14 protein-coding genes are annotated in these 12,264 nt (G+C 50.7%); 12 read left to right on the plus strand and 2 right to left on the minus strand.

The annotated features are described in order from the left end of the window. Both cls and LOS15_RS05890 read left to right on the plus strand, forming a co-directional pair. Positions 1-1,419 carry a cardiolipin synthase gene (gene cls / locus LOS15_RS05885; protein ID WP_263068775.1) on the plus strand — a complete coding sequence of 473 codons (1,419 nt, stop codon included), beginning with the start codon at positions 1-3 and terminating at the stop codon, positions 1,417-1,419. A 51-nt stretch (positions 1,420-1,470) separates the two neighbouring features. Next, complete coding sequence (locus LOS15_RS05890; protein WP_263068776.1) at positions 1,471-2,388, plus strand: LysR substrate-binding domain-containing protein; 918 nt, start codon at positions 1,471-1,473, stop codon at positions 2,386-2,388. Between the two features lie 32 nt (positions 2,389-2,420). On the opposite strand, the gene LOS15_RS05895 is transcribed toward LOS15_RS05890, so the two are convergent. Continuing rightward, complete coding sequence (locus LOS15_RS05895) at positions 2,421-3,515, minus strand: bifunctional nicotinamide-nucleotide adenylyltransferase/Nudix hydroxylase (protein WP_263068778.1); 1,095 nt, start codon at positions 3,513-3,515, stop codon at positions 2,421-2,423. A gap of 165 nt (positions 3,516-3,680) precedes the next feature. Between LOS15_RS05895 and LOS15_RS05900 the strand changes: the two genes are divergently transcribed. Both LOS15_RS05900 and LOS15_RS05905 read left to right on the plus strand, forming a co-directional pair. After that, complete coding sequence (locus LOS15_RS05900) at positions 3,681-4,580, plus strand: YihY/virulence factor BrkB family protein (RefSeq protein ID WP_263068780.1); 900 nt, start codon at positions 3,681-3,683, stop codon at positions 4,578-4,580. 13 nt (positions 4,581-4,593) lie between these two features. Beyond that, the gene (locus LOS15_RS05905; protein WP_263068782.1) at positions 4,594-4,869 is read left to right on the plus strand and encodes an acylphosphatase; all 276 of its coding nucleotides are present in this window, start codon (positions 4,594-4,596) and stop codon (positions 4,867-4,869) included. A gap of 8 nt (positions 4,870-4,877) precedes the next feature. Here the strand turns inward: LOS15_RS05905 and LOS15_RS05910 are convergent, their stop codons facing one another. Continuing rightward, entirely contained in the window at positions 4,878-5,828 is a 951-nt protein-coding gene (locus LOS15_RS05910; protein WP_263068783.1) for a D-2-hydroxyacid dehydrogenase, read from the minus strand. A 205-nt stretch (positions 5,829-6,033) separates the two neighbouring features. On the opposite strand from LOS15_RS05910, the gene LOS15_RS05915 reads away from it, so the two are divergent. The 8 genes from LOS15_RS05915 to tolR all read left to right on the plus strand — a co-directional run bounded on the left by LOS15_RS05915 (position 6,034) and on the right by tolR (position 12,263). Beyond that, positions 6,034-6,318 (plus strand): FmdB family zinc ribbon protein, encoded by a 285-nt coding sequence (locus LOS15_RS05915; RefSeq protein WP_263068784.1) that lies wholly within the window; start codon positions 6,034-6,036, stop codon positions 6,316-6,318. A 65-nt stretch (positions 6,319-6,383) separates the two neighbouring features. Further along, a complete protein-coding gene (gene aspS, locus LOS15_RS05920) occupies positions 6,384-8,162 on the plus strand; it encodes an aspartate--tRNA ligase (RefSeq protein WP_263068787.1) in 1,779 nt (592 codons plus the stop codon). A 108-nt stretch (positions 8,163-8,270) separates the two neighbouring features. Beyond that, positions 8,271-8,825, plus strand: coding sequence for a crossover junction endodeoxyribonuclease RuvC (gene ruvC / locus LOS15_RS05925; RefSeq protein ID WP_263068789.1), 555 nt, complete (start codon positions 8,271-8,273; stop codon positions 8,823-8,825). Between the two features lie 69 nt (positions 8,826-8,894). After that, on the plus strand, positions 8,895-9,503 hold the full coding sequence (gene ruvA / locus LOS15_RS05930; RefSeq protein WP_263068790.1) for a Holliday junction branch migration protein RuvA: 609 nt from the start codon (positions 8,895-8,897) through the stop codon (positions 9,501-9,503). A gap of 67 nt (positions 9,504-9,570) precedes the next feature. After that, a complete protein-coding gene (gene ruvB, locus LOS15_RS05935) occupies positions 9,571-10,608 on the plus strand; it encodes a Holliday junction branch migration DNA helicase RuvB (protein WP_263068791.1) in 1,038 nt (345 codons plus the stop codon). Next, complete coding sequence (ybgC, locus tag LOS15_RS05940; RefSeq protein WP_263068792.1) at positions 10,605-11,003, plus strand: tol-pal system-associated acyl-CoA thioesterase; 399 nt, start codon at positions 10,605-10,607, stop codon at positions 11,001-11,003. Before ruvB ends, ybgC begins: the two co-directional genes overlap by 4 nt. Positions 11,004-11,118: 115 nt before the next feature. Beyond that, positions 11,119-11,814, plus strand: coding sequence for a protein TolQ (gene tolQ, locus LOS15_RS05945; protein ID WP_263068793.1), 696 nt, complete (start codon positions 11,119-11,121; stop codon positions 11,812-11,814). Positions 11,815-11,825: 11 nt separating this feature from the next. Continuing rightward, complete coding sequence (gene tolR, locus LOS15_RS05950) at positions 11,826-12,263, plus strand: protein TolR (protein WP_263068795.1); 438 nt, start codon at positions 11,826-11,828, stop codon at positions 12,261-12,263. Position 12,264: the final 1 nt, after the last annotated feature.

Consider the following 12,264-nt stretch of genomic DNA (forward strand, 5'->3'; position numbering starts at 1 on the left):
ATGACCTCATGGTTATTAGGGACAGGTATCATGCTGATACACTTTTTAGGAATTGTATCAGCCATTATGGCTTTGATGTCGAGCCGTACATCGCAAGGCGCTGTAGCGTGGATCATTTCGCTGCTCACCTTTCCTTACGTCGCATTACCTGCGTACTGGTTTTTCGGACGCCCGAGATTTTACGGCTATGTTTCGGCAAGAGGCGCGCGTGACAACGTCTTAAGGCGTGTTCTAGCGCGTTATCGCAACAACGTCAAACCACACGTTGCATTGCCCAAAAATGCTGATATTCAAGCCGTGGAACAACTCGCAATGATGCCCTTAACTAAGGGTAACAGTGCAGAGCTTTTGATTGATGGAGAAGCGACCTTCGACAGCCTTTTCGCAGGAATTGACCAGGCGAAAGATTACTTACTGCTTCAGTTCTTTATTGTTCGAGACGATGCGTTAGGGCGTCGCTTACAGCACCATTTGATTCAAGCTGCTCAGCGTGGCGTTCGTGTTTATTTTCTCTATGACGAAGTTGGCAGCCGAAAACTGAATCAAGGTTACTTTAGAGATCTCAGCAAAGAAGGGGTTGACGTAAAAGCTTTCCGATCTTCACGCGGCTTCAAACACCGTTTTCAGCTTAATTTTCGTAATCACCGTAAAATCATGGTGACCGACGGCAAAAAGGGCTGGATCGGTGGCTTCAACGTTGGTGTCGAGTACTTGGGGCAGGATCCTCGTCATGGGCCATGGCGAGATACCCATTTGGCCTTGCAAGGGCCTAGCGTATTGGGTTTACAAGAAGCTTTTTGGGAAGATTGGCATTGGGCAACCAATGAAGTCATCACGCTTAACTGGCATGCTGAAACACATCCGCAGGAAGATCACCAAGTCGTTATCGTTCCATCGGGGCCTGCGGACAAACAGGATACAGCCAGCCTATTAATTCAGCAGTTGATTCACAGCGCTAATGAACGATTGTGGGTTACCAGCCCATATTTTGTGCCCGACCAAGGAGTGCAGGATGCACTTCGTTTAGCAGCCATGCGGGGGCTTGATGTTCGTGTAATGATCCCCGAGCGTCCGGATCATTTGCTGGTATTTTTGTCGGCCTTTTCATTTTTACCGGACATGTTAAGAGCAGGCGTAAAAATATACCGTTATCTACCAGGATTTTTACATCAAAAGGTAATCCTGATTGATAAAGATGCCACATCAATAGGCACAGTAAATTTAGACAACCGATCATTCAGACTCAATTTTGAAATAACTGCTTTCATACCAAGCACCGCGTTCGCCGACAAAGTAAGTAAAATGCTGGAGGAGGATTTTACGAATTGCCGACGCGTGACAATGGATGAAATAAACCAACGCCCGATGTGGAAAAAAGTTATATCGCGGGCTGCTTATTTGACTGCGCCAATTCAGTGATCAACTGATCACTACCAACAGCTGCGAACAGGTGGGTACAAGGAGTTTTGGGTGAATTTAGAGACAAAATGGCTAGAAGACTTCGTCGCTTTGGCGAATACGCGCAGCTTTTCTGCATCCGCAAAACAACGTCATGTAACACAGCCTGCCTTCAGCCGTCGTATTAGGGCGCTAGAACAAGCAATTGGCGTTACGTTGGTTGATCGTACCACTACGCCGATAGGTTTAACGTCGGAAGGGCAGCTTTTCTTAATTACGGCGCGCAACTTGGTTGAGCAGTTAAATGAATCGCTAGGGCATCTTCGTGGTTTATCTATCGCTAACGAAGCGCTGGATATCGTCGCCGCGCACTCATTAGCACTGAGCTTTTATCCTCCCTGGATATCACGGTTACAAAAAGGGTTGGGAGAGCTGCCGACACGCTTAGTTGCTATGAATGTAGGGGAGGCTATTCATGTACTGCGTGAAGGCAACTGCGATTTGATGCTGGCCTACTATGACCCATTTGCCACCATGCAGCTCGACGCAGAAGTTTTCCCCTCATTTTCAATTGGCAAAGTAAAAATGTTGCCTGTCACTCTGCCCGACGAACAGGGTGAGCCGCTTTTTTCACTGCAGCGTGATAGTTCTATTCCTTACTTAGCCTATACGCAAGGTGCGTTTCTAGGCCGTAGCGTACGCATGCTGCTGAAAAATGACCCGTTGCGTATGAAGCTTCGCACGGTTTATGAAACAGCTATGGCCGAAGGCTTAAAAGGCATGGTGTTGCAAGGCGTGGGCACCGCCTGGATCCCAGATTTTTGCATTCGTGAAGAATTAAAAAGTGGCCGGCTGGTGAGGGCCGGTGACGAAAGTTGGGATATTCCTCTTGAAATTCGTCTCTACCGCTGCTCATTAGTGCATAAGCCGGGTGTTGAGCGTCTGTGGCGGCAAATGATGAAGCTACCTCGGGATTTTCTACAGGCTTAGTCCAGCGACCTGGGTGCTTTACGCCACTATAATTAGAAGCTACTAAAGTCTGCAGGCAATCCAAGAAAATTTTGGATAATAAAAAAGTGATCTTCAAACAGGCTTTCAGGCTTTAAATCGGCTAACGCTACCCAGCGTGCATGGTCGCCGCCGCGCACGGGTTTAAGACGAGGCAGCTGCTGATCTGGGCGCAGAGCAAAGTAAAACGCTTCCGCCAGTGTGCGTCCCCGCCAACTTCGATGCGGTTCGTCAAACAAGCGCTGTCCGCGAAGTGAGCCTTTTAAAACCGGTTCCGGCACTTTAAGGCGTAGCCGCTCGCGCAGCTCTCTCAAACAAGCATCTAACAGCCGCTCATGAGGATTAATGAAGCCTCCCGGTAAAGCTAGCAAGCCTTTGCCGGGAGCTGCTGTACGCCTGACCAATAAAACGTGGCCAGATTGCACAACCACTGCATTGACAGTGACAAAAATAGGGGGGTAGGGAGCTTGTGCCCATGCTTGGCGATACTGATCCAATAATTGCTGTTCTTCTAACAGCTGGTGGTAGGCGTCGCCTTTGCAAAAACTGCCTACACGCTTGACTACCCCAGGCGGCAAATCATGGTAAGCACCGGTGCTTAGGTAATCATCGGTGGAGCCCAGCGATCGAAAAAGGCGCTCGCGTATTTGACTCGCCGAAATACCTTCAACTAGCGGTACACTCACAGACTCCCACTGGGGGAAAAGCGATAAATAATAACTTGACTGTCCACGGCTTGCGCCGATTAGTCCAATGCGAGGCAAGCGGGCGTTAGCAGGCGCTGCCAAGTCACGAACTTTACGCTGCACATCTCTTACCCATACATCGTCATTATACAGCGCATCGAGCAGCGGCGTAATTTCCAGACGTTGGTTGTCGCTGTCATCAAACCCGGAGCGAATCATCGCTTGGCGTTCATCAAAGTGCCACGGATTGCGTAACGAGCGGGCCTGCCAAGAGGAGCCAACCAAGACGATGACTTGCCGAGCCTGCTTCAGCGCTTCACGGATAATTGCCAAGTGCCCTAAATGGGGTGGCTGAAAGCGCCCAATAAACACCAAACAATCAAAGTCGTAAGCCGAAGTAGGTTCAACAGCGTCCGAGTTCATAGCGCTTCCTTGATCGTTGGCAAATGTGGGTCATTATGGAGGGGGCTGGTAAGCGGTGCAATGCGATCATCCCTGTATCTAACGCTAAGGTTAGGTATGCTTACTCTTTGGAAGAGGCGTTAAGGGTCGAACAGACGCCCCATAAAGACATTTAAGGGAATGAATATGCTCAAGCGCACGCTGATTTTTTGGTGGAATGTGGTGCAAGATGCGATCTCCTTATGGTTGGAGCGCAATGCCTTTAGTTACGCAGGATCATTGGCGTTTTATACGCTATTTTCATTAGCGCCCACCGTTATCATCGCCGTTACCGTCATTGGGGTAGTATTAGGTGAAGACGCGGCACAAGGGCAAATTGTTGCTCAATTGCAGGGTACATTAGGGACAGAGGCCGCCTTGGCGATTGAGCAAGCAGTGGCGCAGTCGCGCATTGAAGAGTCTGGATTACTGCCCACATTACTTGGGTTTGCCGCGCTACTGGTCGGGGCAACCACGGTCTTCGCCCAAATGCAGTTTTCGCTCAATACTATTTGGGGAGTAACGGCTAAACCCACTTCAAATAGCATTTTTATATTTATTAAAAACCGTCTGCTATCACTAACAGTGGTTCTCTCAATAGGCTTTATCCTGCTCGTTTCTCTGGTGCTAGGGGTCGTGGTTAGGGGGATGCTGCAAGCCACCGACCACCTTCTGCCGTATGCCAGTTTGTTCACTACCTCGCTAGAGTCATTAATCTCGCTGGCCGTTGTAACACTGCTTTTTGCGACGATTTTTAAAGTGTTACCGGATGTGATTTTACGGTGGCAAGACGTATTTATTGGTGCAGTCGTCACTGCTGTGCTCTTTACAATAGGGCGAAGCATTATCGCCGTTTACTTGGCCTATACGGCTACCGCATCGACCTATGGTGCCGCCGGTTCAGTAGTAATGATTTTGCTATGGGTCTATTACAGCTCGTTAATTCTGCTATTTGGCGCTGCGTTTACACGTTCGCTATTATTGCGTCGTGGGCATTCACTAATTCCGCGTAATAGCGCTGTACTGGTTAAACGTGAGCTAGTGTAAAAAGGAGCGAATGATGGCAGAACGTTGTGTACGTGCGTATGTAACCGGAAAAGTGCAGGGCGTGTGGTATCGCAATAGCACTCAAGCTCAGGCACTTAAGCTGGGCATCACTGGCTATGCGAAGAACCTGCCAGATGGCCGTGTCGAAGTCGTAATGTGCGGGTCAGCCGATGCGGTTACCGCACTGGGTGAATGGCTTTGGCAAGGCCCCGACGGAGCGCGGGTCACCCATGTGACACTTGAAGTGCTGGATGACGTCCACGCTCCTGATCATTTTTCGACGTATTAATGCGCTATTTAATTAACGTCTTTTTGCCATGTTTTAATATTATCGGCTGTTAAGGCCACAATATTCTGACGGGCTTCAGGCGTTATCCATGCATTATGGGGCGTAACGATCAAATTCAGCGCCTCCGCATTCGCCAGTGCTTCTAAAAGCGCATGGCCGTCACGAGGAGGCTCTTCAGGCAGCACATCAACGGCCAAACCGCCAATTCGACCTTTACGAAGCGCTTCCAAAGCTGCTTCTTCGTCAATAATGCCGCCACGGGCACAATTGACGATTAAGAGAGAGGGCTTCGCAGCCGCAAGACGATCTTTATTGAGGAGATGTTTCGTAGCCTCACTAAGCGGACAGTGCAGGCTGATTATATCTGCGCTGGGCAATAGTTCATCTAACGATGGTCGCTTGTCATTAGCTTCATTTCCTGGCCGCGCAGCAAACGTCACTTGCATACCAAATGCTTCCGCTAAGCGGGCTACTTCCGAGCCAAGCTCACCTTGGCCGACCATGACGAGCTGCTTGCCCGCTAGCTGTAACGTGGGGTGTTCCTGTAAACAAAAAAAGTCACTCTGCTGCCACTTGCCGTTTGCAATATCCGCTTGGTAGCGTGGCAGGCGATTCGCTAGGGTTAGCATGAGCATCAACGTGTGCTGGGAAACACTGGCGGTTCCATAAGCAGTGACATTTTTAACCACTATGTTCTGCGCTTTAGCTGCCTCTAAATCAATGTTGTTAAGTCCTGTAGCAAGAACACAGATAAGCCGTAATTTTGGCAGTTTTGCCAACGTATCTGCGTCCAATTTCACCTTATTTAGAATAACAATTTCTGCTTCTGCAAGTCGATTGAGTGCTTGCTCTGAAGTACTCTGTTCATACACGTCAAGATGGCGAACAATAGAACGGATGGCGGTTAAATCAATATCAGGGCCTAGACTTTGGGCATCCAGCATGACCGCATGGGGCATTTTATTTTCTCCATTAACTACCGATAGGCACTGGGCCTTGCTCGGCAGGGGGCACAAAAGGGTATAATGTGTCGCTCTATCAACCGCAGTCTTGGAATTTATCCCGACAGGCCACATATTTACAGCCTGTTAACGTCATGTTTGCCAAAACGTTAGCCTGTGAAAACCTAGTCTATCGGAGTTGAGCTTTTCAGGAGTTATCAACATGCCCATCTATGAGTACGAGTGCAAGGCCTGCGGCCATCGCATGGAAAAATTACAGAAAATCAGTGCAGACCCTCTTAAAGAGTGTCCTGCCTGCCAACGCGACGGACTTGAACGCTTAGTGTCAGCGGCGGGTTTTCGTCTCGCAGGCGGCGGTTGGTACGAAACTGATTTTAAAACGGGTAGTAAGAAGAACCTGGCCGCTGATGGCCAAACGACTTCTAGCGCAACGGGTTCGAAAAACGAATCCAGCAGCACACCCACGAAAAAAGGCGCCGCGGCTTAGCCGCGGCTGTCAAAGGCGTACGCCCCGCGACAACCTCATTGCCACGTAACAGAACAGGATTAGACATGCGCAGCCATTATTGCGGCCAGCTTAACGAAACTTTGGTAGATCAAACGGTCACCGTATGTGGTTGGGTGCACCGTCGCCGTGATCACGGTGGGGTCATTTTTCTCGATATGCGCGATCGCGATGGCATCGCTCAATTCGTTGTAGACCCTGATACTGCCGAGGCGTTTGCCCATGCCGACCGCGTTCGCAGCGAATACGTCCTGCGTATTACCGGGCGTGTCCGGCTGCGCCCAGAAGGTACCCAAAACCCCAACATGCCCACGGGGATGATTGAGGTGCTGGCCAAAGAAGTAGAGGTGCTCAATACCGCTGCTACACCGCCTTTCCAGCTTGATGAACATGGCAAGGTAGGCGAAGAAGTGCGTCTTAAGCATCGCTATATTGACCTTCGTCGCCCAGACATGATCGAGAAACTGCGTTTGCGTTCGCGTATTTCTCACACCGTACGCGCGTATCTTGAAAACCAAGGTTTTCTGGACATCGAAACGCCAGTGCTGACGCGTGCTACACCTGAAGGTGCTCGTGACTACTTGGTTCCCAGCCGCACTCACGCGGGCAGCTTCTTTGCATTACCGCAGTCGCCTCAGCTGTTTAAGCAACTGTTAATGGTGGCTGGGTTTGATCGTTATTATCAAATCGCTAAATGTTTCCGCGACGAAGACCTCCGTGCTGATCGCCAGCCTGAGTTCACTCAGATTGATATCGAGGCGTCTTTCGTCGAAGAAAACGACATCATGAACATTACGGAAGTCATGATTCGTCAGCTGTTCCAAGAAGTGCTAAGCGTGGAGCTGCCTGAGTTCCCACGTATGACATGGCAAGAAGCCATGGATCGTTTTGGCTCTGATAAACCCGATCTGCGCATCCCCCTTGAGTTGACCGACGTTGACGATCTAATGCAACAGGTTGACTTTAAGGTGTTCTCAGGCCCGGCCAGTGCTGAAGACGGCCGCGTAGCAGCACTTAAAGTACCCGGTGGCGCCAAGCTTTCTCGTAAAGAGATCGATGAGTACACGAAATTTGTCGGCATCTACGGTGCCAAAGGCCTTGCTTGGATTAAGGTTAACGAGCGTGCCAAGGGCCTTGAAGGTCTACAGTCGCCTATCGTGAAGTTTATGGAAAACGTGGTCGAAGAATTATTAGATCGCGTGGGCGCAGAGGATGGCGATATCATCTTCTTCGGCGCTGATAAGGCACGCATTGTCAATGAAGCGATTGGTGCATTACGCGTCAAGCTGGGGGCTGATCTTGAGCTTTACACCCAAGCTTGGGCACCGCTGTGGGTCGTTGACTTCCCGATGTTTGAAGCCGACGATAACGGTCGATTAAGTCCGCTTCACCACCCCTTCACAGCACCTTCCTGCACGCCGGAAGCGCTGAAAGCAGACCCTGCAAAAGCGCTGTCTCGTGCTTACGATATGGTACTCAATGGCACTGAATTGGGTGGCGGTTCAATCCGTATTCACGACCAAGCCATGCAGAGCACTGTGTTTGAGATCCTAGGTATTGGCAAAGAAGAAGCGCAGGAGAAGTTTGGCTTCTTGCTGGATGCACTTCACTATGGCGCTCCGCCCCATGGTGGCTTAGCCTTTGGCTTGGATCGTCTGGTGATGCTGATGGCCGGCGCTAAGACGATTCGTGAAGTCATTGCCTTCCCGAAAACGCAAAGCGCGGGTTGCTTAATGACCGATGCGCCAGGAGAAGTCAGCGCTGACCAGTTAAAAGAGCTGAACATTCGCCTACGTCAAAAGGCCAAAGCGGACGCTGCTGAATAGCATTCCGTTATGCTAAGCGTTATCCAACACCGACGTTCTGCGTCGGTGTTTTTGTTCGCACCGCTTTTAAGAGTGATTTTTTATTGCCAGCAGCGTTGAGCACGTAAAATGAAGGGAATCGAGCCAGCCACCACTATTAGGATTTTAGGTATTGATCCTGGTTCACGTATTACCGGCTATGGGGTGATAGACCTAGTGGGCGTTACGCCGCACTACGTCGCGAGCGGTTGTATTCGCACCGCAGAAGGGGCCTTAGAACAGCGTTTGGCGCAGATCTATGCAGGCATCGCTGAGGTTATTGGAGTGCATCGTCCTAACGCCGTGGCCGTTGAGCGTGTTTTTATGGCCAAAAATGCCGATTCAGCGCTTAAGCTAGGGCAAGCCCGAGGAGCGGCGCTGGTATGCATCGCCAATCACGGCTTAAGTATTGGTGAGTACGCTGCAAGACACATTAAACAGGCGGTTACCGGGCAAGGTGGGGCAGATAAAAGCCAAGTGCAGCACATGGTAACCGCCATACTTAAACTCTCCGCAGCGCCACAAGCCGACGCAGCGGATGCGTTAGCCATTGCGCTCACCCATGCCTATGCAGGGAGTGGGCCGAGCACGACAAGCTCGCCACGAGGGCGTAGTCGCCGTTCATCAGGGCGCTGGCGGCTCTAACCACTACTGGTCATCTGTACAGAGTGGCTTTATAGTGAACAGCTGTTTTTGAATGTTGCGAGTAACCTTATGATTGGTCGTTTGAGCGGTTCTCTACTGGACAAACATCCCCCGTGGATTGTGATTGACGTTCACGGTGTGGGCTACGAGCTAGAGACCTCAATGAATACCCTAATAGCTCTGCCTCCTCTTGGGGAGAGCGTTTCACTTTATACCCATCTCACTATTCGAGATGATGCCCATCTTCTTTACGGCTTTGCTCGAGAGCATGAGCGCGCGCTGTTTCGCGCCCTGATCAAAGTTAATGGCGTTGGCCCTAAACTAGCGTTAGCTATCCTTTCCGGGATGGACGAAGATGCCTTTATGCAGTGCATTAGGGACGACGATAGCAAAGCGCTGACCAAACTCCCTGGGGTGGGGAAAAAAACCGCCGAGCGTTTGATTATCGAAATGCGCGACCGCTTCCCCGAATGGGAAAATGGCCATCATGCACCTCTAGCGTTGGAAGCGACAAGTGGACGTCCTGCCCCTCGTGATAGCTTTGCAGACGCAGAAGCGGCACTGGTTAGCCTTGGCTATAAGCTGACCGAGGCGACTAAAATGTTGGCGGATATTAATCCTAACCAATCCACGGAAGCGCTGATAAAAGCGGCACTAACAAACCGTATGAACGGATAAACGTCCTAGCTCATCACCGGTAATACCACTGCGTGCAGTTAAGTAAGCCATTAAAAAAAGAGCCTCTATGTTAGAACACGACCGGTTAATCGCTGCTGAGCCCGAACAAGGAGAAGTGCGAATTGACCACGCGATTCGCCCCAAGCGGCTTAAAGAGTACATTGGCCAGCCGCGGGTGCGAGAGCAGTTAGAGATATTTATTGGCGCGGCAAGGCTTCGTGAAGAAAGCCTGGATCACACACTGGTCTTTGGCCCTCCAGGCTTAGGTAAAACAACGCTTGCCAATATCATTGCCACAGAAATGGGGGTGGGGCTTAAATCAACTTCTGGGCCGGTATTGGAGCGTGCGGGTGATTTAGCCGCCATGCTTACTAACCTTGAGCCGGGCGATGTTCTATTCATCGATGAGATTCATCGATTATCGCCGGTTGTAGAGGAAGTGCTTTATCCGGCCATGGAAGATTTTCAGCTCGACATCATGATTGGTGAAGGGCCCGCTGCTCGGTCTATCAAGCTCGACCTGCCGCCTTTTACGCTGGTGGGTGCAACGACGCGCGCGGGCCTGTTAACGTCACCACTACGTGACCGTTTTGGTATTGTGCAGCGCCTTGAGTTTTATAACTTAGAAGAGCTCACTGAGATTGTCTCTCGCTCGGCACGCCTTCTTCGCGTCGAAACCAGCCAGGAAGGCGCTGTGGAAATTGCCCGCCGGTCTCGGGGCACGCCACGTATCGCCAATCGCCTGCTTCGGCGTGTGCGTGATTACGCAGACATTAAAGGTAATGGAGTCGTGGACGCTAACTTAGCGGATGCCGCGCTGAACATGCTTAATGTCGATCACCATGGGCTTGATCACATGGATCGTCGCTTGTTACTGGCAATGATCGACAAATTTGATGGTGGTCCAGTGGGAGTTGATTCACTGTCCGCAGCGATAGGTGAAGAGCGCGATACGATTGAAGACGTTATTGAGCCTTATCTTATTCAGCAAGGCTTGATGATGCGAACGCCAAGAGGGCGCATGGTAACCCGCCAAGCGTGGCTGCATTTTGATAGGGTGCCTCATGAGCACTCGGCAAACGTAGTAGGAGAGCGGCGGCCATGAGTCTTGGTTTCACCATGCCAATACGCGTTTACATGGAAGATACTGACGCTGGCGGGATTGTCTACTACGTTAACTACCTGAAGTTTATGGAACGTGCGCGCAGTGACTGGCTGAGAGAATTAGGAATAAATCAGCAAATGCTGCTAGACGAAGGAACACAGCTAGTGGTATACCGCTTGGCCTGTCACTATGCCAAACCAGCTCGCTTAGATGACCCACTGATGGTAAGCGCCTCGGTAGTCAGCGTTGGGCGATGCCGTATGACATTTGAACAGCAAGTTAGGCGCAATGAGGAACTCTTATGCGCTGCCACAGTCGAGATAGCCTGCTTGAGTGCTAAGACGTTGAAGCCTAAGAAATGGCCAGACACGCTTAGCATGATAAATGAGGCCTGACGTCCTAATTTATTGTGTGGCTCATGAGCGCTAAGTTTTAGAACGCCTGGTGGATATCACCACGAATATCACCGCCGTCGGAAATGCCGACGCAAATTGATTGATGAGGGCAACTGTGAACGATAACACCATGTCCATTCCCCACTTAATAATGAGTGCCAGCACGGTTGTTCAGCTGGTAATGCTGCTACTTGTAGTGGGCTCGATTCTCTCTTGGGTGGTGATTTTCCAGCGGAGCATTGCACTGCGTAAAGCAAAGCAAGAGTACAACCAGTTTGAAGAGGCTTTTTGGTCGGGCGTCGATTTGAACGAGCTTTACCGAGAAATTCCAGCCGACGACCCTCGCCATGGAGCTGAGCATGTCTTCCAAGCAGGGTTTCGCGAGTTCAACCGACTTTTGCCTAAGACACGTAATGCCGACTCCGTATTAGAAGGGGTTCAGCGTAGCATGCGCGTTGCATGGTCCCGCGAAGAGGACCGCTTAACACAACATCTGGTTTTCTTGGCCACCGTCGCTTCAGCTAGCCCTTATATTGGTCTGTTTGGCACCGTGTGGGGCATTATGGGCTCTTTCCAGGCGCTTTCCATGACGCAGCAAGCCACATTAGCAACGGTGGCACCCTGGATTGCAGAGGCGTTGATTGCTACAGCCATGGGGCTTTTTGCTGCCATTCCAGCGGTGATTTTTTACAATCGCCTATCCAATGATGCAGCTCGCTTACTGGGTAAATATGAAGACTTTGCCGAAGAGTTTCACGCTATCTTGCACCGTAATTTGCAAGGCCGTGACGGCAAGCCTAACGCCAGTTAAGGGAGTCTGCCATGCAAGGTCCATTCAACCGTAGCGGCAAAAGCAAGCCGATGGGGGAGATTAACGTCGTCCCTTTTATCGACGTGATGTTGGTGCTGCTGGTGATCTTCATGATCACTACGCCATTGCTTACACAGGGGGTAGACGTCGATTTGCCGCAAGTCACCTCAGAACCCATCGAAACTCAAGAGGATAGCGATCCCATTATCATCTCCGTCGACCGCGAGGGTAACTATTTTATTACCCTTGGAGAGGACACATCGGTCGTTTCTCTTGATCAGATGTCTGAGCGTATTATGGCGATTCTACAGCGTCGTCCAGGCACACCTGTGATGGTGCGTGGTGATCGCAACGTTCCTTATGGTCAGATTGTTCTGCTCATGAGTACGCTGCAACGCTCTGGCGTCGCTAATGTGGGGCTGCTTTCCGAGCCGCCACAAGATGGGTAAA

It is taken from the genome of Halomonas sp. 7T, from assembly GCF_025643255.1.
Taxonomy (GTDB): domain Bacteria; phylum Pseudomonadota; class Gammaproteobacteria; order Pseudomonadales; family Halomonadaceae; genus Vreelandella.